This is a genomic window from Streptosporangium sp. G12 (genome assembly GCF_052983175.1).
On record NZ_JBRIQO010000008.1, the window covers coordinates 193,057 to 217,078 of the forward strand.

At 72.2% G+C, this 24,022-nt stretch carries 8 protein-coding genes; all 8 read right to left on the reverse strand.

Features of this window, described 5'->3' with window-relative positions; translation table 11 throughout:
- Positions 1-16: 16 nt before the first annotated feature.
- Positions 17-613, reverse strand: coding sequence for a flavin reductase (locus ACVCAG_RS14685; protein ID WP_440083636.1), 597 nt, complete (start codon positions 611-613; stop codon positions 17-19).
- A complete protein-coding gene (locus tag ACVCAG_RS14690; protein WP_440083637.1) occupies positions 610-1,476 on the reverse strand; it encodes an alpha/beta fold hydrolase in 867 nt (288 codons plus the stop codon). Before ACVCAG_RS14690 ends, ACVCAG_RS14685 begins: the two co-directional genes overlap by 4 nt.
- Positions 1,473-3,926 (reverse strand): beta-ketoacyl synthase N-terminal-like domain-containing protein, encoded by a 2,454-nt coding sequence (locus ACVCAG_RS14695; protein ID WP_440083638.1) that lies wholly within the window; start codon positions 3,924-3,926, stop codon positions 1,473-1,475. The genes ACVCAG_RS14690 and ACVCAG_RS14695 overlap by 4 nt, the downstream gene beginning before the upstream one ends.
- Complete coding sequence (locus tag ACVCAG_RS14700; RefSeq protein ID WP_440083639.1) at positions 3,923-12,910, reverse strand: SDR family NAD(P)-dependent oxidoreductase; 8,988 nt, start codon at positions 12,908-12,910, stop codon at positions 3,923-3,925. Before ACVCAG_RS14700 ends, ACVCAG_RS14695 begins: the two co-directional genes overlap by 4 nt.
- 43 nt (positions 12,911-12,953) lie before the next feature.
- Positions 12,954-19,175 (reverse strand): SDR family NAD(P)-dependent oxidoreductase, encoded by a 6,222-nt coding sequence (locus tag ACVCAG_RS14705; protein WP_440083640.1) that lies wholly within the window; start codon positions 19,173-19,175, stop codon positions 12,954-12,956.
- A 121-nt stretch (positions 19,176-19,296) separates the two neighbouring features.
- The gene (locus ACVCAG_RS14710) at positions 19,297-20,964 is read right to left on the reverse strand and encodes a tryptophan 7-halogenase (protein WP_440083641.1); all 1,668 of its coding nucleotides are present in this window, start codon (positions 20,962-20,964) and stop codon (positions 19,297-19,299) included.
- Positions 20,965-21,048: 84 nt separating this feature from the next.
- A complete protein-coding gene (locus ACVCAG_RS14715; protein WP_440083642.1) occupies positions 21,049-22,311 on the reverse strand; it encodes a cation:proton antiporter domain-containing protein in 1,263 nt (420 codons plus the stop codon).
- A gap of 95 nt (positions 22,312-22,406) precedes the next feature.
- Positions 22,407-23,681, reverse strand: coding sequence for an FAD-dependent oxidoreductase (locus ACVCAG_RS14720; RefSeq protein ID WP_440083643.1), 1,275 nt, complete (start codon positions 23,679-23,681; stop codon positions 22,407-22,409).
- Between the last annotated feature and the right edge of the window lie 341 nt (positions 23,682-24,022).

Consider the following 24,022-nt stretch of genomic DNA (forward strand, 5'->3'; position numbering starts at 1 on the left):
GACACTTGCGTGCGCATCACGAGATGAAGTCGTACTCATAAGAGATGGGATTGCCGGCCACCGTCTCGCGCCAGGTCGCGTAGCGGCGCAGCCCGTAGAGCAGAGGCTTGTGCGCGCCCACCCGGGTGATCCTGCGTATCCTTCCCATGATCACCACATGGTCGCCGACGGTGCTGTCCTCCACCACGGCGCAGTCCGCGATGGTGTGGGCGGAGTTCGGCAGGTGTGGTCCGGCGGCACGCTCGTCGACGCGCCACTGGATGTGGTCGAACCGGTCCACGACCCCGGAGGAGAACAGCTCCGCCGACGCCTGGGCCTCGTCGTGCAGCAGGTTGATCGCGAAGAGCCCGCGGTCCTGAACCGCCTTCAGCGTCGGGCTGCCGCACCTCAGGCAGATCAGCAGAATCGGGGGGTCGAGTGACACGCTGCACAGGGAGGTGCAGGTCATCCCCCAGGGCCGGCCGTCGCCGTCCATCGCCGTGACGATCGACACGCCCGTCGGGAAGCCCGCCCACAGCGGGCGGATGTCGACCGACTCCTCCGTCTGGTCCGTGGCCGGGGTGAGGCGCTGCGATTGCTTGCCGCGCAGCGGTATCGCGTTGTCCGGGTTCATAAAGGTGAAGCCTCCTTCTGAGGAAGGGTGATCGGGCGAGGCGCCGCGGTTCCCTGGGACAGCCCGGCCGCGACGCGGGAACGGAATGTCAACGAGCGCTGGATCTCCTGCCGGATCACCCTGCCGAACCTCGGAAAGGCGGTGCCCAGGAAGTAGAAATGGGCCCCGATGAACAATCGCCGGCGGAAGGAGCCCGTCGTCTCCTGTTCCCAGGCCGCGACCGAGTCGGGCGGAGCCAGCGGATCCTGCGTTCCCCCGAACGCCGTCACTGGCACCCTCAGCGGCGTCCTGTCCAGAGCCGGGCGGTATGACCCGAGCGCCCGCAGATCGGCCCGGACGAGCCGGAGGAACCGATCGCGGAACTCCGGCACCTCGTCGATCCGGCCGGGGACATGACCGATACCGGCCAGTTCCCGCAGCAACTCCTCGTCGGACAGGTCAGGCCGGTCCAACGCCGTACGCACCCGGCGGTCCGGCGCGGGACGCGCCGACACCCCCAGCCAGGCCAGGTCGACACACTCGATCACCGTCCGAGCGGCCTCGGCGGCGACGATGGCGCCGAGGCTGTGTCCGAACAACCCGATCGGCGGACCGGCCCAGCCGAGGACGTCCTCAGCCGCGACGGAGACGAGCCCGGCCATGTCCCCGATCGTCGGCACCCGATGGCGCTTGCCCCGGCCGGGAAGGTCGATCAGGACCAGGTCCCAGGTCGGCGGCAGGCTGTGCACGAGCGGGTAGTACGCGGCCGCCGACCCTCCCGCGTGATGGAACACCAGGAGCCGCAGTTCGGGATCCTCGACCGGCCGGGGCCGGACGAAGCCGGGCGGCGACGCCGCCCGGATGTGACCGCCCGCCCCGCTCACGCCCCCGTCCCCGCCGCCGCGGGCGCCGCGCCCGTCGTCTCCACGATGTGGTCGGTGAGGAGTTCGACGAGCTCGGCCATCGGCACCTCAAGGGGAAGGTCCTCCGGGGGCGTCCCGGTCTGGAAGTGCTTCTCGACCTTCGCCAGGAACAGCGTGAAGATGAACGAGTCACCGCCGGCCTCCAGCAGTGACGACTCCGGGTCGATGTCGTCCGGCGCGTCCAGGACGTCCTTCAGCACGGCCAGCAGGTACGTCCGCATGCTCTCCCGGTCGTACGAGTCCGGCGGCGTCCCGCCGGCGTCAAGGGTCTCGGCGTCCGCGGCAGGGACGCCGGCCGAGGACGCCGCCGGCTCGTCGATCCAGAACCGGACGTGGCGGAACGGGTAGGTCGGCAGGTCTCCGACCAGCCGCGCACCCGAGGCGCGCAACGCGTCCAGACGCGGGTCGCCGCCCGATGCGAACAGTTGCGCGAGCGCGTCGAGGAGCAGGTCCGGCGCGGTCTCGGGGGAGTCGCCGGCCAGGGGCATCGAGTGGGTTCCCGTGTCGTGCCCGGACCGCCACTCCAGCCGTACGTCGCCCCGATCCCCAGGCCCGCCGAACCGTGGCCGGGCCGGCACGCCGAGACGGCGCAGGAGACGCACCAGCCGCTCGCCCGGCGGCGCGTCGTCCACGGTTTCCTCCAGCGCGGGGAACGCCGCCACGAGCGCGGCGACCGCTTCGGCGAGCGGGCCCGCGTCCGCGCCGTCCTCCGGAAGTCGCAACGTCACCGACCGCACGGGCGTCACCGCGCCCACGGGCCCGCGCGCCGCCTCGATGAGGCGTTCGGCCAGTTCCGCCGGGGTCGTTCCGGTGACCGTCAGGCGGTGCGCGAAGGCGGCCCGCCCGGCTCGCAGCGTGTGGCAGATGGAGGAGAGCGCCGCCTGGTCGGCCTTCTCCAGGTGGACGGCGACGGCCTTGGCGAGATCGGCCAGGGCCTCCGGATGCTTCGCGGACAGGGTCAGCAGCTCGCGCCGCGTGCCCTCGGCGGGTGACGCGTGCTCCCCCTGCTCGTACGCTTCCAGAACGACATGCACGTTGGTGCCGCTCATGCCGAACGAGTTGACCCCCGCGATCCTGCGGGGCAGGGACCGCGGCCACGGCTGGTTACGGCGCGGCACCGTGAACTGCAGCCGGTCCCAGGGGATGTGCGGGTTGAGGTCGCCGTCCTCGTCGTCCACGGCGGCGGGGATCTCCGCGTGCCGGAGCATCAGCACGGTCTTCATCAACGACGCGATGCCCGACGCGGCCTCCATGTGGTTCAGGCGGGACTTCACGCTTCCCAGCGCCAACGGCGTGTCCCGCTTGCGTATCGCCGTGCCGACGGCGCCGTCCAGGGCGCCGACCTCGATCGGGTCGCCGAGCACGGTCCCGGTGCCGTGGGCCTCGATCCAGCCGAGGTCGGCCGGATCGACGCCCGCGTCGGCGAGCGCCGCCCGGATGACCTCCTGCTGCGCGGGACCGCTCGGCGCGGTCAGGCCGGACGCCGCGCCGTCGTGGTTCGCGGCCGTGCCCCGGACGACGGCGAGGATCGGGTGGCCCCCGCGCTCGGCCTCGCCGAGGCGCATCAGCAGGACCGCTCCGACGCCCTCGGCACGACCGTAACCGTCCGCGGACGCGAGGAACGACTTGGACCGGCCGTCGGGCGACAGCGCCCCTGTCTGGCACAGCGACACCATGAGATTCGCGGACAGCAACAGGTTGGATCCGCAGACGAGCGCGTAGCGGCAGTCGCCGTCCCGCAGGCCGCGTACCGCGAGATGCAGAGCGGTGAGCGAGGACGAGCACGCGGTGTCGACGCTCACGACGGGTCCGGAGAAGCCCATGACGTAACTGATCCGCCCGGCGCCGAAGCAGAGGCCGCCGCCGGTCGTGTAGTAGGGGCTGATGCGGGCCCGGGTGGGGTCTTCCAGCCGCTCGCTGTACTCCGAGGCCATCATGCCCAGGTAGACGCCGACGTCGAGCCGGTCGGACCGCCGTACGGCGACCCCCGCCCGCTCCAGGGCCTCCCACGCGGTCTCCAGGAGCATCCGCTGCTGCGGGTCGAGCTGTTTGGCCTCGCGATGAGAGATGCCGAAGAACTCGGCGTCGAAGCCCGCGATGTCGGAGATGAACCCGCCGCGGTCGACGTACGAGCGGCCCGGCCTGCCTGCGACCGGGTCGTACACCGACCGCAGGCCGGGGCGGTCCTCGGGGATCTCCGACAACGCGGTTCCCTCACCGCGCAGGAAGTCCCAATAGTCCTCCGGGGAGTCGATCTCACGGGGAAACCGCAGACCCATGCCCACGACGGCGATCGGGGCGTGCCTGGCCTCCTCCAGTTCCCGGATCCGTGCCCTGAGCCGTTGCGACAGCCTGAGCTGATCTTCCAGCAGGTTGCGCATTTCCGGGACGTCCACCATGTCCACCCTCATCTCTTCGATGCCAGATCGGTCCGCACGGCCTGGATGAGTTCGTCGAGCGACAGGTCCGCGGGGTCGATCTCGGCTGGAGGCGTCGCGACCTGGTCCGCCGGCCCGTTCTCATCCACAGGCCCGTTCTCATCCGCCGGCCCGGGATCCGCGGGGAGCAACAGCTCGGCGAGGTGGGCGGACAGCTGCCCGACGGTGGGATGGTCGAGGGCCACCGTGGCGGGCAGGTCCTCCCCGAGCGCGTGGGACAGCCGGGTCCGCAGGTCGATGACCATGATCGAGTCGAGGCCGATGTCGCCGAACCCGAGGTCGTCGTCGGTCAGGACCGCAGCGCCGAGGACATCGCCCACCATGTCGCGCAGCGTGTCGCGAAGCCGGTCGTCACGGTCCGCGGGATCCATGTCGGCGAGGACGCCGGCCAGCCAGCCGCGCGGCCGGCCGTCCGCCTCCGGTGTCGTCCGCCGCGGTCGCGGTACGGCCAGGCCCGCGAGCAGCGCCGCACGGGGATGGCCGGCCGCGTTCTCGATGTAGCGCTCCGGGTCGAGCGCCACGGCCACGAGCCGGGTGTGCCCGTCCTCCACAGCCTGCCGCAACAGCTCCTCGGCCTCGTCGTCGGACAGGGCGCGCACGCCCATCCGCTCGATGGCCCGCCGGGTCGCCGCGGATGCCGCCATGCCGCCCTTCGCCTGCGGGACCCACGCGCCCCAGTCGATGCTCGTCGCTCGGACGCCCGCCGCGCGCAGCGACTCGGCCATGCCGTCGAGACAGCCGTTGGCCGCCGCGTAGTTCGCCTGTCCGGCCGTCCCCAGGACGCCCGACGCGGAGGAGAACAGCACGAACGCGTCCAGTTCGTGATCCCGGAGCTCGGCGGCCAGGTTGGCGACGCCGCGGGCCTTCGCCGCGAACACCTTCTCGAAGGACGCGGTGGTCAGGTTGTCGAAGGCGTTGTCGTCGTTGACCCCGGCGAGGTGCAGGACAGCGCGGAGCGGCAGGTCTCGTGCGGCCTCGGCCACGGCCCGGCGGCACGCCTGCGGCTCACTCACGTCACCGCGCAGCACGTGAACGCGGACCCCGCGCGCGGTCAGCTCGTCGATGACCTTCCGCGCGGCCTCGTCCGGAGCCGAGCGGCCCATCAGAGCGATCGAGCGGAAACCCCGGCGGGCGAGGAAACCTGCGGCGCTGAGACCGAGCGCCCCGAGACCACCCGTGATCAGGGCGGCGCCGTCGCCGCTCACTCGGGCGGAGTCGCCGTCGCTGCGGTCCACCGGTCGCAGGCGGGCCATTCTGACCTCCCCCGCGCCGATCTTCAGCCGCGTCTCGGGAACGTTCTCGTCGAGTGAGCGGACCAGCGCCTCCGCGACCGTGGCGTCGTCCCACCCCTCGGCGAGCGTGACGCGCAGCAGCCGGCGGTCCGGCTGCTCCGCCTCCAGCGCCGTGAGCAGGCCGTACAGCGACTCGCGGACCGGCGCCGCGCGTGCGCCGTCCGCGCACAGGACCGCGTACGGGATGTGCCGCGGGACGGCCCGGAGCCGTTCCGTGAGGGCCAGGACCGCGGCGAGGGCGTCGTCCGGCGCGGTACCGTCCGTCGCGTGGAAGGACGTGTCCACGATGAGGTCGGCGGCGCCGTCGTGGTCGTCCGCGCCCATGACCGTGACCCGGTGGCCCAGGGAGTCGAGTTCCTCCGGCAGCCCGTGGACATGGTCGGCGTCGACGACCGCGATGCGCCACATGTGCGTGACTGCTCCCTCGACCGCGGGCTCCTGCTCGACCCACGAGAGGGCGTACGCGAGGTCGCTGCCTTCCCGCAGGGAGCGCTGCAGCAGCGCGCGGGGGGCCTGGCGGAACCGGAACCCCTCCACCACCAGGACGGTGCCGCCGCCCGGATAGAACACGTGCAGGTCCGCGGCCTCGATGTGGAGCAGGTCACCGGCTCCCCCGTCGTGACGGCGGGTGGCCCGCACGTGCCCCCACAGCTCGCGACCGGGCACAGGACGGCCGGGAAAGGCCAGCCGCGCGGCCGCGAACGGGATGCTCAGGGCCGTCTGCTCCGTCGCGTCCTCCCCGGGCAGCCCGACGGCGAAGGTGACCGCGCTCTGCAGCACCGAGTCCAGCAGACCGGGGTGGATCTCGTAGCTGGCCGGGTTCTCGTTCATCTCCGCGGGTTCGGCGTACCTGATCAGCGCCTCGTCGCCGAGGATCCAGACATCGCGGATCCAGCGGAACGACGGGCCGAGGTGGTAGCCGAGCGTCCACAGATGGCGGTAGAAGTCGTCGCCGGACAGGTAACGCTCCGCACGGCCGATGAACGTGCCGGGGTCCGGCACGGGCCACGACGCCGACGGGACCGGCGGGACGATCCGGGCGGCGAGGTGCTCCTGCCAGCGGCCCTCGTCGGGGGCGACGAGGCTCTGCACGCTGACGGTGTGCGCGCCGTGGTCCTGCACCTCGTGGATGATCTGCGTCTCATAGCGCTCCCCCTCCTGCAGGACGAGGGCGCGCGGGAAGTGCAGGTCCTCCAGGACGATCGGGGATCCATCGGCTCCGAGAGCCGACAGTACGGTGGCCGTCTGCGACGCCCCCGGCACCGACACCGTGCCGAAGAGGCGGTGGTCGGTGAGATGCGCGGGGAAGTCGGTGCTGCGCTCGGTGGCGAAGACCCGGCCGCGCAGCCCGGGCGAGCGCAGTTCCGTGCCCCAGGCGGCCACGCGCAGGCCCGACCGGGACCCGCCCTGCCCGGGCACGTCGGCCCAGTGCCGGGTGCCGGCGAACGGGTAGAGCGGACCACGCGGCAGGTCCCCGCCGCTCCGCCGGTGGATCCGCTTCCAGTCGAAGTCCTGGCCCCGCTCGTACAGCGACTTCACCGCGGTCAGCAGTGCCGCCCGGTCGCCCGACCGGCGGCGCAGCGAGGAGACCAGGCCGCCCCGGGGCGTCAGCCCGGCGGCCTGCACCAGGTTGACGAGCGTGCGATCCGGACCGATCTCCAGGCAGACGTCGACGTCCAGGTTGGCCAGCCGTTGTGCTCCGGCGTGGAAACGGACCGGTTCGCGGGCGTGCCGCGCCCAGTACTCCGCGTCGTACTCCCCGGGCGCCACGAGCCGCCCGGTCAGATTGGAGATGATCGGCACCTGCGGGTCGCGCATCTCCATGGCTGCGACCGCCGCCGTGAAGTCCTCGATCATCGGATCGAGCAGCCGGGAGTGGAAGGCATGCGACACGCTGAGCCGGCGGTGCCGCACCCCCTGGTCCCGCAGCCATCCCACGAACTCGTCCATCGCCTCGGAGGGACCGGACACCACGGTCGACTCCGGCCCGTTCACCGCGGCGACGTCGAGATCGCGCCCGGCGATCCAGCCGGCGACGTCCGTCTCGCCGGCGACGACGGCGAGCATCGCACCGCGTTCCGTCGCCTGCATCAGGCGCGCCCGCTCCGCGATCAGGGTGAGCCCCGTCTCCAGGTCCAGCACTTCCGCGTGGATCGCGGCGGCGATCTCGCCGACGCTGTGTCCCATCAGGACCGCGGGAGTCACGCCCCAGGACTCCCAGAGCGCGGCGAGGGCTATCTCCACGGTGACGAGCGCGGGCTGGGTCACCCGGGTCTCGTCGATCAGCGCCGGATCGTCGCCGTACATCATCAAGTCGGCCAGGGAGGCGCCGAGCAAGGGGGCGAGAGTCCGCTCGCAGCGATCGAACACCTCGCGGAAGACCGGCTCGGTCTCGTAGAGCTCGCGTGCCATGCCGAAGTACTGGCTGCCCTGGCCGGTGAACAGGAACGCGACGCGCGGGGCCCGGGTGACGGGATCCTGGGGCAGCGGCGCCCTCAGGGCGGCCACCATCGCGTCCCGCGTGGCCCCGGACAGGGCACGGCGGTACGGGAAGTGGGCGCGACCGGTGGCCGAGACGGCGGCGAGCGCGCCGAGTTCGTCCTCGCGGGCGGCCTCGAGCCGCTCGGCCCAGGCGCCGGACAGCCGTGCCAGCCCCGCCGCGTCGGGTGCCGACAGCGTGACCAGGTGGGGGACACCGGCGTCGTCGTCCGCGTCCGGCTCACGCGGAGCCGGGACGTCCTCCGGGTCCGCCAGGATGACGTGGGCGTTGGTGCCGGTGAAGCCGAAACCGGATACGCCTGCGATGCGCGGCCGGCCGGCGGCGGGCCACGGCGCCGGCGCCGCGACAACCTCGACGTTCATCTCGGACCAGGCCACGTGGGGGTTCGGCTCGCGGAAATGCAGGTTGGCGGGGATCACCTCGTTGCGCATCGCCAGGACCGTCTTGATGACGCCCACGACGCCCGCGGCGGACTCGCAGTGCCCCACGTTGCTCTTCACCGAGCCGATGCGGAGCGGGTCGCCCGGCCGCCGGTCCTCCCCCAGGACGCGCCATGCCGCCCCGATCTCCACCGGGTCGCCCAGGGAGGTGCCGGTGCCGTGCGCCTCCAGGTAGGACACTTCCGAGCCGGCCACGCCGGCGTCGGCTAGGGCCGCGCGGAGCATGGCCTCCTGGGCGGTGCCGCTGGGCGCGGTCAGGCCGGAGGAGGCGCCGTCCTGGTTGACGCTACTGCCGAGGATCACGGCCAGCACCCGGTCGCCGTCGCGCCGGGCGTCACTCAGCCGTTTGAGTACCAGCACGCCACAGCCCTCGGAGCGGACGAACCCGTTCGCATCGGCGGAGAAGGCCTTGCACCGTCCCTCGGGCGAAAGCATGTGGGCCCGGCTCACCGCGACCGACGACATCGGATCGAGGATGATGTTGACGCCGCCCGCGAGCACCGCGTCGGTCTCTCCGGTTCGCAGTGACCGGACGGCGAGATGCAGGGCCACCAGCGACGAGGAGCACGCGGTGTCCACGGCCACCGCCGGGCCGTTGAGCCCCAGCAGGTAGGCGATCCGGCCGGCGGCGGCGTTCAACGCGGTTCCCGTGCTGTAGTAGGCGTCGATCTGCTCGGGACCGCCGCCGGCGAGAATCCGCGCGTAGTCGCCGTAGCTGATGCCGACGAAGACGCCGGTGCGGGAGTTCTTCAGACCGTGGGGGTCGATGCCGCCGTCCTCCAGCGCGTGCCATGCCGACTGGAGCAGCAACCGCTGCTGCGGGTCCAGATTGTCGGCCTCGCGGGACGGGATGCCGAAGAACGAGGCGTCGAAGCGGTCGATGTCGCGGAGGAACCCTCCCTGATCGGTGGTGATCCTGCCGGACCGGCGGACGTCTCCGGTGAAGACCATCGTGTCCCAGCGGTCCTCCGGCACGGTCGCGACGCCGTCCCGCCCATCGCGCAGCAGGGTCCACAGCTCGTCGGCCGAGTCCGCGCCGGGGAACCTGCCGGTCATGCCGACGATCGCGATGGGCTCTCTCCGGCCGCCCATCCCCTCGCCGGTCGCGGTCCCGGGTGCCGTCCGGCCTTCCTGGCGGGGCACGGGCCGCGGGACGCGGGCGTCAGGACGGCCGGCCGTGGCACGGCCGGTCCCCGCCGCCGTGGTCCGTGCCAGGATGAACTCCGCCAGCTCCGCGACGGTCGGGTGGTCGAACACGTCAGCGGACTGCAGCTCCACGCCGAACGCGCCGGACAAGCGGCCGACCAGGTCGACCGCCATGATCGAGTCGATGCCGAGGTCGAAGAACCCGGTGTCCTCGGCCACCTCCGCCGGGTCCGCGTGGCCCAGCTGCGCCGCGACCAGACGCCGCACGTGCGCCCGGGCCGCGGCGGGACGGCTGCGTTCGGGCAGCGCCGTCAGCTCCGCCATGATCGACGGCTCGTCTCGCCCGTCCGCCTGGCCTTCGTCGTGGGCTCCCCCGGTTATGCCCGCGTACAGGCCGCGGGGCCGCACGACCGACATCACCTCGGCGAACCGCGGCAGGTCCAGTGGGCAGGCCACCACGTGGCCGGCGGGGCCCGTGGTCCGTGCGGTCAGCGCGGCGACGCCCTGCTCCGCGCTCAACGCGCCGACGCCGATCCGGTCGTAGCGACGCAACGAGGCCTCGTCCGCCATTCCGGCGCCGGCCAGCGCCCACGGCCCGTACGCGACGCTCGTCGCCGGCAGCCCGAGGGACAGCCGGTGCGCGGCGAGCGCGTCGAGCGCGCCGTTCGCGGCGGAGTAGGCGCAATGCCCTTCGGTTCCCCAGACCGCCGAAACCGAGGAGACCATGACGAAGAAGTCCAGCGGCCACGCGTGTGCGGCCTCGTGCAGCCACCACGCGCCCGCGAACTTGCCGAGCAGCGCCGCCTCGAAGTCGGCGGTGCGCAGCCGGGACAGTGGAACAGGGTCGGCCACCCCCGCGGCGTGGACCACGCCGCGCACCGGCGGCAGGTCCGCGAGACCGGCACAGGCCGCGGCGAGCGAGGCCGGCGTCTCGCAGCCGCCGCCCCGGTACTCGATCCGCGCACCGCGTCCGCGCAGCTCGGCCAGCAGCGCGGTGGCCGCCGTGCCGAGTGTCTCCGGGGCCCGGCGGCCGATCAGCAGCAGGTTGCGGGCGCCGCGGCGGACCAACTCGACGGTGATCTCCCGGCCGACCGCGCCGAGCCCGCCGGTGACGATGTAGGTGGCGTCGGCGTGCACGGGCAGCTCCGGGACGTACCCCTCGCTCCCGCGCAGCCGGGCGGTGAGCACCCGGCCGTCGCGTACGGCCGCCAGGTCCTCGAGGACCGCCGACGGCCCCGCCCCGGACTCCGCGGCGACGAACGCGAGAAGCGCCCGCGTGTCCTCGGCGGTCGGCCGCGCCGGCAGGTCGACGACACCGCCCCAGGCGGCGCCTGCCTCCAGGCCCAGGACGGGCGCCAGGCCGTGCAGAGCGCCGTGACCGACCGTGATCAACGAATCGCCGTCATCGACGCGGCGGGCCGCACGCGTGACCAGGAACACGCGCGCGTGGGGCCCGCCGTCGCCGGCCGCCGCGCCGACCGCCGTCGTCACGGCGGCACAGAGCGCCGCCGTGACCGCCGCCGGCGCGGCGACGTCATCCGCGGCGCCGGGGAGCGGCACCTCCTGTGCGGTGAGTATGAGCGTGGCCGGTCCGTCGCCGCGGGTCTCCCAGAACCGGCGCCAGCCGTCCGCTCCGCCGGGCAGCTCACCGTGCTCCCATCCTGCGGGAACGCCGGCGGAGACCGGACCGAGCACGGTGCCGGTCCGCCCCTGCCCCGCCGCCTCCCGGACGAGCAGGCCGAGCGGCTCGGCGTCGGCACCCGCGACGACCAGCGCGCCGCCGTCACCGGTCCCCTCCGGCGTGGCCGCCGCCCACACCAGCTCGTACGCCGTGGACGCGCCTCGTTCCGCGGAAACGTACTCGGGCGCGTGCCGCACACGCTGCCAGGGGTAGAACGGCAGGCCGACGATCCGGCGGGGCGGCGACGCGGCCGCGTCGCCGCCCTCGTCCCGGCCGCCGATCGTGAGGGCCGGGGACGGCTCACCGGCGGCCAGCGCCCGTAGTGCCGCGGCCGCCGAGGCGGGGTCCGCCGCCGTGACGCGGGCCCGTACGTCATGCCGGGCGCGCCCGTGCGTGGCCGTGTAGGCGAACGCCGGGTAGTCGGCCGGGCCGAGCCCGGCGACCCGGTTCGCGTACCGGCCGGCGAGCGCGCGAAGCGCCTCAGGCGTCCTGGCCGAGATCTCGAACCCATCGGCCCGCGCCTCCCCGGCCGCCGGCGCATCGGCGCCGGGATCGGGCGCGGAGAGGATCAGGTGGGCGTTGGTACCGCTCATCCCGAACGAACTGACCCCCGCGTAGCCTCCGCTCGCCGGGTCCCAGGCCGTGAGCTCGGCCGAGACGGTGATCCCCGTGCCGGAGAGGTCGATGCGGGGGTTCAGAGTGCGGAAGTGCACCACCGGTGGCGCCTTGCGGTGCCGCAGGCACAGGACCGCCTTGAGCAGGCCCGCGATCCCCGCCGCCGACTCCAGGTGACCGAGGTTGGTCTTGACGGCGCCGACCTGCAGGGGCGCGCCGCCGTTGCGCCGCCCCAGCGCCGTCGCCAGTGCCTCCATCTCTATCGGGTCGCCGAGGGACGTGCCGGTGCCGTGCGCCTCGACGTAGCCGATGTCCGCGGGCTCGACGCCGGCGTCCGCCATCGCCCGTTCGATCAGCGACACCTGGGACAGCACGTTCGGGGCGGTGAATCCGCCGGACCTGCCGTCCTGGTTGACGGCCGAACCGTGGATCACGGCGTGCACCCGGTCGTTGTCCCGCAGCGCGTGGTCGAGGCGCTTGAGGACGACCGCTCCGCAGCCCTCACCGCGCGTGAAGCCGTTGGCGCGCGCGTCGAAGGTCTTGCAGAGGCCGTCGGGCGCCAGCGAGCGGGTCTCCTGGACGAGACGGGTCGACCGGGGAGACATGATGAGGTTCACCCCCGCCACGAGCGCCACGTCGCACTCGCCCCTGCGCAGGGCCTGGACGGCCAGGTGGGCCGCCACGAGAGACGAGGAACAGGCCGTGTCGACCGCCATGGCCGGTCCGGTCAGCCCGAGCGTGTACGCGATGCGACCGGCCGCGAAGTTGTGGCCGTTCCCGGTCGTCCAGTACGCGTCCGGGTCATCCGTCAGCCACTCACGGTAGTCCTGCCACATGATGCCCAGGTAGAGGCCGGTCTGGGTGCCGGCGAGCCGGTCCGGCGGCAGCGCCGCGTCCTCCAGCGCCTCCCACGTCACCTCGAGGAGGAGCCGATGCTGCGGGTCCAGGCTCTGGGCCTCGCGAGGACTGATGCCGAAGAAGGCGGCGTCGAAATCCAGCACCTCCTCCAGGAAACCGCCCCGCCGCGGCAGGGTCGCCCACGCTTCGGCGAACGGTCCCTTCCGCGCTTCCGGCATGGTCCGCACCAGGTCACGGCCGCCGGCCAGCGCATCCCAGTAGCCGTCGAGATCGTCGATGCCGCCGGGCAGCCGGAGCCCGGCGCCGACGACAGCGATCGGCTGCCTCCCTTCCTGCTCCTCCAGCCGCTGCCGCAACGACCGGATCGTCGCGAGCGCCCGCGTGAGAGGAGTCTGGGCCGCACCAGAAGAAATGGCTTCATCCATACGCTCGGTTCCTCATCGTCCGATTGACGGTGTCGGCTGCGCGTCAGGACGCGTCGTCCAGCTGATCGCACAGCGCGCCGGCCAGCGCCTTCGTGGTCGAGTACGTCCACAACAAGGTCGGCGAGAGCCGCAGGCCGAACGTCGACTCCAGGCGGTTGCGTAGTTCCAGGCTCATGAGCGAGTCAAGACCCAGTGCCTTGAACGGTGTCTCAGGCTCCAGACGGGCCGGATCCGCGCGCAGTACGCGGCCGGTCAGTTCCCGCACTTTCTGCTCGATCAGCTCGGCCCTGACCTCCGGGGCGGCCTCCCCCAGACGGGAGCGGAACTCCCCGCCGAAGGCGCCGGCGCCGGCGGCTCGCGCAGCGGCGGCCCGCAGCGTCTCCCAGCTCGGCAGCGCCGCCGTGTCGGGGTAGGCGTCGAACCACCGCCGCAGGTCGAGCGGCACGTACCCGGCGACGGGCTCGCCCCGGCCGAGCATGTCCGCCAGCGCCGGCCACGCCTCGTCCACCGTGATCCCGCCCATGCCGCGTTCCTCGAGGCGGGCACCGCGCTGCTCGTCCGCGGCGGCCAGGCCGATACCCGTGAACGGTCCCCACTGCACGCTCAGCCCGGGCAGACCCCGTCTGCGGCGGGCCTCGGCGAGCGCGTCCAGGTAGGCGTTGCCCGCGGCGTACGCGGCCTGGCCCGCGTTGCCGACGAGCGCCGCGGCCGAGGAGAACAGCACGAACAGGTCCAGGGGGTCGTCCACGGTGGCCTCGTCGAGGTTCCGTGCCCCCTCGGCCTTCGGCGCGAGGACCCGCGCGATCTGCTCGTCGGTCATGTTCTGGATCACCGCGTCGTCCAGGAGGCCGGCGGCGTGCACGACACCGCGCAGCGGCGGCAGGTCCGCCCGCAGTGTTTCCAGGCTCCGCCGCAGCGCGGCGACGTCGGCGACGTCGCACTGGACGGTCTCGATTCTCGTGCCGCCCTCGCGGAGGCCGGCCACGAGCTTCGCCGTGGCGTCGTCGGGCGCCGAGCGGCTCATGAGGGCGACGGCACCGGCGCCGTTCGCGGCGAGGAACCTCGCGAGGGACAGACCGAGCGCCCCGAGCCCTCCCGTGATCAGATAGGTGCCGTCGGCGCTGAACCGGCCGCCGGGCATCGGAACCGCGGCGACCCGGCCGACGCCTTCCGGCTCCGTGAGCACGAAACGGCCGACGTGCTCGTTGCGCGCCATCTGGAACAGGGCCGTACCGGCCTGCGCGAACGGACGACGGTGCACCGGCAGGGGTTCGAGCCGGCCGGAGCTCACGTGCTCCCAGACGGTGTGCAGGATCTCGGCGAACCGCATGGGGTTGCGCCGCACCAGTCCGTTGGCGTCGGCGGCGGACACGGTGATGCCCTTGGCGAACGCGCTGAGGCTGATGCTGCGCCCCTTCGCGATGTCCTGCTTGCCGGCCTCGACGAAACGGCCGTCGGGAGCGAGGACGTCCAACCCCGCGGAGATCGCCGCGCCGGGCAGGACGTTGAGGACCACGTCGACCCCGCGGCCTCCCGTCGCGGCCATGACCGCCTCGGCCCACGACAGGTCACGTGAGTCGAAGACGTCGGCGACCCCCAGCTCATGGAGGTGAGCGCGCTTGCTCTCGCTGTCGGCCGTGGCGATCACCCGCGCACCGAGGAGCAACGCGACGTGCACTGCCGCCAGACCGATGGTGTCGGCCGCCGCGTGGATCAGAACCGTGTCGCCCTGGCCGACGCGGCCGTGGTCGACGAGCGAGTACCACGCCATGGCCATGACGAGGGGGATCCCCGCCGCCTCCGCGTCGCCGAGGGTGGCGGGCACCGGCAGCGCCTGCGCGGCGCGTATCGTCACATGATCGGCAAGGGCGCCGAACACGCAGGCGGCGACCCGGTCTCCCGGCGAGAGCATCGTGACGCCCGGCCCGGCCGCGACCACCCGGCCCGCGCACTCGCCGCCGAGCAGCGCGGCCTCCCCGGACAGGCCGGGGAAGGCGCCGACGGCCTTGAGCACGTCGGTCGGATTGAGCGCGGCGGCGGTGACCTCGACCTCCACCTCGCCGGGCCCGGGCGCCCGCCGGGACAGCGGGACGCAGTCGACGCCGTCGGGCCGTCCCGGGCGCAGGACGGCGACGCGGAACGGCTGCGGCTTCGTACGGGCCACCGGCAGCCCGGCGGCGGCCTCGTCCGATGTGTCCCCCGCGGTCAACCGGGCCGCCAGCCGCCGCCCGTCGCGCAGCGCCACCTGGTCCTCGCCGTCACCACGCAGGATCTCTTCCGCGCAGGCCGCCGCCCAGCCCGGCGTGGACGGGTCCACGTCGATCACGCGTGGGGTCAGTTCGCCATGCTCGCGGCACAGCACACGGGCGTACCCCCAGTACATCGCCGCTCCGGGGTCCGGCTGATCCGCGGCGGTGGCCGCCTGGGCGATCGGCGTGACCACCACCAGGCGCGGTGGCACACCCTGCCCGGCGCAGGCGCGTACCAGCCGCGTGAGCCGGCCGAGGCCGCGGCGCTGAGCGTCGAATCCGGCGCCCGCGGGAGGCGCGGCGAACACGACGCCGTCCGCGGGGGGCAGGTCGGCGGTGACGGCCGTGTCCGCGTCCGCGACGAGGACGACCTCGGCCCCTGCGGCCTTCATGGCCGTGCCGAGCGCCGGATCTCCGAAGACGGCCCAGCGGCCCGGCGGCGCCGGCGTCCCGCCGGGTTCCCGCCCGGTCACGTCGGTCCACCGGACGCGGTGCAGGCGCTCGGCGCCGGCCTCGGTCGTGCTCACGCCGGGCAGCGGCTTCAGCGCGAGCCCTTCCATGACGAGGACGGGTGCGTGTGCCTCGTCGAAGACACGGACGTCCACGAGGCCGTCGTCGCGGCGCACCGCGTGCGACCAGACCTCGGTCACGGGCTCGTCCAGTGCGCTGAGCAGCCGGACCGCACGCACGGCCGTCGGTACCAGCGCCTCGTCCCCGTCGAACAGGGCGAGCGCCACCTGCAGGGCGCCGTCCCACAGGGCCGGGTGCAGCACGTGCGGGCGGTTGCCCGGGAGGAGCCGCTGCTCGAGCCGGACCTGACCGGCGGTCTCCGCGCCTCCCGGCAGGATGTGCAGCGACCGCACCCGCTGGAACGCCGGTCCGTAATCGAGTCCGCGTCCGGCGCACCGCCGGTAGAAGTCGGCGCCGTCGATGACCTCCACGTCCCCGGCCCAGGCCGGAAACTCGGGGGCGGGCCCGCCGTCGCCGCCGCCGAAGTACACCCGTGCGGTCGCGTTCACGACCCACGAGGCGCCGCCGTCGGGCAGCGACAGGATCCGGACGCCGCCGCCGTCGGCGAGGTCGTCACTCCATTCGGCGGTCAGCCGGACCGGCCCGCCGCCGACCGCGATCTCACTGCCGAAGACGACGTTCTCCACCCTGCGCGGCACGGCGTCCCTGCGCGCCCGCGCCGCGTTCACCGCGACGGCGAGCATCGCCGTGGCCGGCAGGACCGGCGCGTCGTACACCCGGTGATCGGAAAGCCACGGCAGGTCGTCGGCGGAGATCTCCAGGCCGCCGTGCCACGTGTCCGGTTGACCGGGCGCGGGGACGAGTGCCACGTCGAAGCCGGTGACGGTGGCCGGGCCGGGCCGGCGGACCGGCGTCCAGTGGCTCTCCCCGTGCAGGGGGTGCCCGGGCGCCTCGGCGAAACGACGCCGGGGCAGGCCGCCGAACGGTTCCAGACCCGCCGTGTACGCCCGGGCGAGCGCGAGCGCGAAGCTCCCGGGCCCGCCGTCGTCACGGCGCAGCGTCGGCAGGACCACCGGCGGCTCGGCGCGGCCCGCGGCGAGTTGCTCGATGGCCGGGGTCAGCACCGGGTGCGGGCTCACCTCGATGACGTGGCTGACGCCCTCGTCGAACAGCGTGCCCATCGCGTCGGCGAACAGCACCGGGTTGCACAGGTTCTCCACCCAGTACGCCGCGTCCATCTCGGTGCCGTCCAGACGGCGGTTGCGGACGGTCGACATCAGCTCGATGTCGCCCGCACCCGGCTCGGCGGGGGCGAGCGCGGCGAGCAGGTCCTCCCGCAGGTCGTCCATCTGCGGGCTGTGGGAGGCATAGTCGACGTTGACCAGACGGCAGAAGACGCCCTCGGCCTCCAGCAGCTCCTTCAGCACCAGCACGGAGTCCTCGTCGCCGGACAGGACGCACGAGCGAGGCCCGTTGTGCACGGCCAAGGAGACGCTGCCCTCGAAGCCCTCGAGTGACCGCAGCGCGGCGTCCCGGTCCAGGTCGACCGCGAGCATGCGGCCCTTCCCTGAGGTACGGCGGGCGATGGCGCTGCGCCGCGCCATGATGAGGGCGCCGTCCTCGTAGGAGAGGATGCCGGCGAAGGTGGCCGCGGTGATCTCGCCCTGGCTGTGGCCCAGGACGACGTCGGGCACGACGCCGGCGGCGCGCCACGTCTCGGCCAGGCCCAGCGACATCGCCCACAGCGTCGGCTGCAGCATGTCGATGCGGGTGGTCCACTCGTCCCCGGCCTCGCCGAGGAAGACGGCGAGCGGGTCCCACAAGACGTGCGGGCGCAGCGCCTCGGCGCAACGCCGTACGACCCGGGCGAACAGCGGGCTGTCACGGTAGAGCTCGCGGCCCATGCCCGCCCACTGCGAGCCCTGACCGGGGAAGACGAACGCCACCCGGCCGCGGCCGACGGCACGGCCCGTCACCAGGCCCGGCGCGTCCGGCTCCGCGTCGCCGGAGGCCAGCGCGTCGAGGGCGGCCCGGGCTCGTTCCGCGTCGTCCGCGAGCACCGCCGCGCGTACCGGGAAGTGGTCACGACGCCAGGCGAGGGCGCCGGCGAGTGCCGTGGCCGCGTCCGGTGTCTCCGCCGGCGCGTCACGCAGCAGGGCGGCCCGCTCGGCGAGCACGGAGGACCGCTTGGCGGAGATCGGCAGGAAGGCGGGCAGGCCCAGGTCCGGGGTGTCGTCGCCGGCTTCCTCGGCGGCCTCCGGCGGGTTCCTGATCACGACGTGGGCGTTGGTGCCGCCCCAGCCGAAGGAGCTGACCCCCAGGTAGATCGGGCCGGTCTTCGGCAGCCGCAGCGGCTCGCGCACGACCCGGACGTTGAGGTCGTCGAACGGGATCTCCGGGTTCAGCTCCTCCGAGTGCAGGCTCGGCGGCACCGTCCGATGCCGGAGCGCGAGCAGGTTCTTGAAGAGTCCGGCGAGGCCGGCGCAGGCCTCCAGGTGACCGATGTTGGTCTTGACCGAGCCGATGGGCAGCGGGCCCGCGGCACGCCCCCTGCCGAGGACGTTGCCGATCGCGGTCGTCTCGACCGGGTCACCGCGTCCGGTGCCGGTGGCGTGCGCCTCCACATAGGCCAGCGCGTCCAGGGGAACGGCGCCGTCGCCGTACGCTCGGCGCAGCAGGTCCTCCTGACCCTCGCGGCTCGGCGTGACGAGGCTGTCCCCGCCGCCGTCGTTGTTGACGACCGTACGGACGATGACGCCGTGGATCCGATCGCCGTCGCGCAACGCGCGCTCCAGCGTCTTCACGTACAGCACCGCGACGCCCTCACCGCGCACGAACCCGTTCGCGGACGCGGCGAACGACTTCGAGCGGCCGTCGGGCGACAATCCGCCGAAATGGGTCAGCCCGACGGTCACGTGCGGGTCCAGTATGAGGTTGGAACCGCCCACGATCGCCGACTCGATCTCGCCCTGCCGCAGTGCCTGCGCGGCGAGGTGCAACGCCACCAGCGAGGACGAGCATCCGGTCTCGACGGTGAGGCTGGGCCCGCGCACCCCGAAGAAGTACGAGAGCCGCGCCGCGATCACGTCGAGGGCGTTGCCGACCAGGCTGTGGGGGGTGGCCCGGGCGCCGCGTTCGCGGCGGAGGATCTCGTAGTCGTGCCAGGACGCGCCGATGTAGACGCCCGTGCGGGTGCCGGCGAGGTCGGCCGCACGCTGCCCGGCGTCCTCCAGCGCGAGCCAGCTCACCTCGAGCAGCAGCCGCTGCTGTGGGTCGATGGCCTCTGCCTCACGCGGAGAGACGCCGAAGAAGTCGGCGTCGAACAGGTCCACCCCGTCGATGAACCCGCCGACCGCCTGGATCTGCCGTTCGGGGTCGAGCTGAACCGAGGTGTCCCAGCGGTCCGCCGGGACCGGCCTGATCGCGTCGCCGCGGTCCGCCAAGAGCCGCCACAGGCTCTCGGTGTCCGGCGCGCCGGGAAACCGCCCCGCCATGCCGACAACGGCGATCAGGTCCGCGGGGTCCTGTGCTGCGTTCGCGTCCATTCGCTGCCTTTGCGTCTCGCTGATGGCCACAAGGGTCCGGTGTGCGGTCATGCCGGCACACCACGACCCCGTATCCCGCGGAGGGCGGGTCTTCCTGTCGCGGCGGTGACGGGCGCGGCGTCTACTCCTTGACCCGCATCCGCACGAGGCCCTTGCTCGCCCGGATCATCCGCGGGCCGATCTGCGGCGGCGCCTCACGGCGGCACCATATGGCGTTCTTGGCCATCTTCATCGGCGTCATGTTGAAGCACCGGGTGTCGCGTTCCCCCAGGCGGAAGGCCGGCGAGATGAAGTCCGCGTCCTTGATGCGCGTGAGAATCTGACGGGCCGCCGCCTCGGGCGCGACCGAGCCGCCCTCGACCTCACGGCACAGGTCGCGGGTGACGACGCCGAGCTCGTTGAACCCGTCGCTGACCGGGAACGGCGACCCAGGCCGAACGCTCTGCTCAAGGTCGAGGAAGACGCTTTCGCCTCCCCCCTTGATGTAGCGGTAGTAGGCGTCCTCGAGCATGACGTTGCCGAGCATGGTGCCGAGCATCCAGGTGCGGCAGACGGCGTTCCAGAGCTCGTAGTCATCGAAGCCGACGAAGGAGCTGTAGACCAGGTCGTCGTGGAAGTCGAACAGCCCCTGCTGCAGTCCCTCCAGATAGGCGAAGCGCTCATAGGACCAGTCGCCATCGCGCGAAGCCGCGATGAGCCGCCAGCCCAGGGCGTTGACGAGTTCCATCGTGTTCGTGAGACCACGAGAGTAGAGGGCGTCGATGAACCCGGCAGCGTGCGAGGTGAGGCAGAACCGCTCGCCGACGACCTGCTTGGCCGAGTACTGCAGCCGGCCCGTGGACACCCACGACCGCACCGACTTCGCGTCCCTGAACTGGTACGCGATCTCCGGGAAGCGCTCCAGGAAGGCGTCGAATTCCTGCTGGGGCGACATGTCGCCCTTGGGGTAGATCCGCGGGTCGAGGGTCAGCCCCACGCTGCACAGCGGATTCATCGCGCCCGGGTGGTTGTCGAACGGGATCACCCAGAGCCAGCCGCCCTTGAACACGTGGTGGAGGGTTCCGTTGTGCCACGGGTTCGGCTGGTCGTGGTGCCGGGCGGCGGGCGCGTCGTCGAACGGGGTGACGCCGACCATGTGGGTGAACAGGCAGCGCGAGTTCGTACGGGCACGTGTCGGGGTCTCCCTGAGCTCGAACTTCTCCGCCAGCGGCGAGCGGAAGCCGCTGCCGTCGATGACGTAGCTCGCCCTGAACTCCTCGCCGCGGTCCGTGCGCAGCACCGCGCCGGTCTCGGGGTCGATCTCGACGTCGGCGATGCGCGTGTTCAGCCGGGGGTGCGCGCCGTGCTTCACCGCGACATGGAAGAGGTAGGCGTCGACGTCCTGCCGGAACAGGTGGCTCTCGGTACGCAGCAGCGAGGGGACGACCAGCTGGTTGATCTGTCCGGGATCCTGCGGCCTGCCCTCCTCGTGGTAGACGAAGCCGAAGTTCTGTTTGCGGCCGCAGTTGCGGGAGACGTGCTCCTGGATTCCCTTGAAGCTGGACAGCGCCTTGAGTTCCGGGACTCCGTACCGCTCCGAGATGAGCCGCGTCATGCCCGAGGTGTACGGGATCGTCGACTCGCCCACGGCGAACCGCGGGTGCGTGCCCGCGTCAAGGAGCAGAACCTTGACGCCGTTCCTGGCGAGCACGGCGCCGAGCATCCCGCCGGCCATGCCGCTGCCGAGGATCGCGACGTCGTAGTGGTCGGCACGCGTTTGTGAGGTGGTGTCTCGCTGCAACTCCCTCACCTCTCATTCCTGGTTTTGTGGAAGGTCTCGCTGGTCTGCGAAGTTCGCCGTGCGCGCCGGGGCGCGTTCACGATGGCGGTCCTGCTATGGCTCCGCCGGGGACCGGGTCGAGGTCCGGGTCGCGGATCCCGAGCCCTCCGTGCCCCCGGGCGCCGGCGTCTCGACCGGCTTGCGGTAGATGAGCGACAGCAGCGGGCCGGTCATCACCGTCGTGATCACCGCCATGGCCACCATCAGGGAGTAGAGAGAGTTGTCGAGCAGGCCGATCTGCAGGCCGACGCCGAGAATGATGAGTTCGGTCAGTCCTCGGGTGTTCATCAGCGTGGCGAGCGCGATGGCCGGTCGGGCGGGCAGTCGCTGAAGACGCGCCCCGGCGTACGTTCCGCCGAACTTGCCGAGCACCGCCACCAGCAGGATGACGCCGAACTGCCCGAGGTCGGCCAGATCGAGGCGGCCCAAGTCGACCTTCAACCCGGCCGTCACGAAATAGACGGGCAGCAGCAGCGACGTGAGCTGACCGACGCGATCCTGCACGTCGACCCGCACCGCGGTGGCCCCCTGGCGCGGCATCGCGAGCCCGAAGAGGAAGGCACCAAAGATCGCGTGAATTCCGATCGCCTCGGTGACGGCCCCGGACGCCAGAGCGCCGGCCAGCACCAGCGCGAATGTCCATCCCGTCAGCGGCGCGCCGATTCCGCGGGGCGTCAGCAGGCGGCGCAGCAGCGGCCGGACCACCAGCATCATCACCGCCCCGACGAGGACGATGAGCACGACGTGCCAGGCGCCGCCCTGGTCGCTCACGCCGGCCACGAGGATCGCGAGCGCGATCCATGCCACCACATCGACCACCGCGGCTGTGGCCAGGGCGATTCCGCCGAGACTCGTCCTGATGAGAGAGCGGTCGGCCAGGATCCGGGCGAGCACGGGGAAGGCGGTCACGGAGACCGCCAGCCCGAAGAACACCACGAACGCGCTCCCTGGGCCCTGCGCGTGGTCGCCCAGCAGGGACGCCGCCAGCCCCACCCCGAGTGCGAACGGAACGAGGACGGAGCCCAGGGCCGCGCCGGCCACGACCCTTGTCCGGCCGCTGATCGTGTGAAACTCGATCTCCATGCCCACGAGGAACATGAACAGGGCGACGCCGATGTTGGCCAAGGCCGTCAAGGGCCCGGTCAGCGCCTCGGGAAACAACACGTCGGCGATCGCGCCGTGCATGATCGTGGGGCCGAGCAGAATGCCCGCGATGATCTCACCGATCACGGGTGGTTGCCCGAGCCGGGCGGCGAGCGCTCCGAGAGCGCGTGCCAATATCAGGATCAGCGCGAGACCCAAGAGCAGCAGTTGCACCTCATGGCTCGTCAATTCGGAGAGCTCCGCTCGCTAGTCGGGCCGCGGACGAGGGGTGATCCGGGTGGCGGCGCCGTGTCCACCGCCCGGAGGGGTCAGGAGACCGCGGTGGTCAGCGAATCAAGCTGGATGTCTTCAAGATCGATGTTGAAGAGCGCGTGCTGGCCGCTGAGCCCGGAGATCAGCGTCACGAAGTCCTTCGACGGTTCGTTCTTCTTCTCCGGGTCGACGAGTTCCTGCGCGAGGCTGTAGTAGAACTCCTTGTGCCGGGTCCGGTCGTAGAACCGCTCGACGAACACGCGGATCTCGTCGAAGAAGGACCTGTACGCGTCCGCGTAGCGCTGCAGGGCCACCTGCTCGATCCCCGGGTTGTCGAGGATCTTGTCGATGATCTTCGACAGCACGCTCGCGGCGAGCGTCGCCAGGGCCACGCCGGTGGAGAACAGCGGGTCGACGAACGCGGCCGAGTCACCGACCAGCACCCAGCCGTTGCCGTAGAACTTGTGACCGGTGTAGGACCAGTCACGCGCCGTACGGAAACCGCTCGCCTGGTGGGCGTCCTTGAGCAGTTCCTTGAGGCGGGTGGTGCGCTCCCGCTCGGCGTTGAAGAGCTCCTGGAGCGACATGTCGGTCGCGCCCGCCGTCTCCGAGCGCGTCACGTAGCCGACGCTCATGTTGCCCTTCTCGATGGGAATGGCCCAGAACCAGCCCTCTTCGAGACCTTCGATGAGAATGTTCGTCCACTCGTCGCCCGGGAGCCGGTGGCAGTTGTCGAAGTAGGTCCAGACGGCGACGTTCCGCAGTTCGTCGTGCCACGTGACGTCGGCGTACTTGCGGCTCAGGAGACGCGCCTGCCCCGACGCGTCGACGACCAGCGAACTGCGGGCCTCGCGCACCTCGTCCATGCCACGGATCTGGTAGCGGACCCCGATGACACGGCCGTCCTCGTTCTCGACGGTGTCCTTGACGGTCGCCTCCTCGATCACGAACGCGCCAAGCTCACGCGCCCGATTCAGGATGAGGGCGTCCAGGTCGGCCCGCCGGGTGTGATACGCGTGAGTGAACTTGCCGCCCTTGATGAACGAGAAGTTCCAGGGGATCTGCTGGTTGCCCCAGACGAGGCTGCCGCCGTACTTGCGCTCGAAGCCGCGGGCGTCCATGAGCTCGGTCAGCCCGAGCTCCTCCATGGGCCGCATGACCGCGGGAATGAGTGACTCGCCGATGTGGTAGCGCGGGTGGCGCTCCTTCTCGAGCACCAGCACGCGGCGACCTCGCTGAGCGAGCAGACCCGCGGCGGTCGCGCCGGCGGGCCCGCCGCCGATGACGACGACGTCGAAATCGTCAGGAACCCCGAAGAGAGTGGACGACATCCGTGACCTTCCCTTTTTCCGATCCGGTCGCGCACGTTTGGGCCGTACGTCGGACTCAGTCTGCGCCGGGGCGTCTGAAGGCCATCTGTAGGCCGACTGAAACAGGCCGTCAGGGCGATCGGTTGTGCCACGAATCAGGCGCGCCGAATTGATGATTCATAGCCGGACCAGGACACCTCCTGCGTCGGCGGCAATTTCGGAGAAGACGTTCCCCTGGCCATTTGCGAATCTCGTTGAGCAGCGACACCCCATGCACCGCCGGCGCGGGAACGGCGGCGATCCGGTCGGCGTTCGAGCCTTACATCCGACCAGGACCGCCGATATCGAGAATCGCTCGCGCG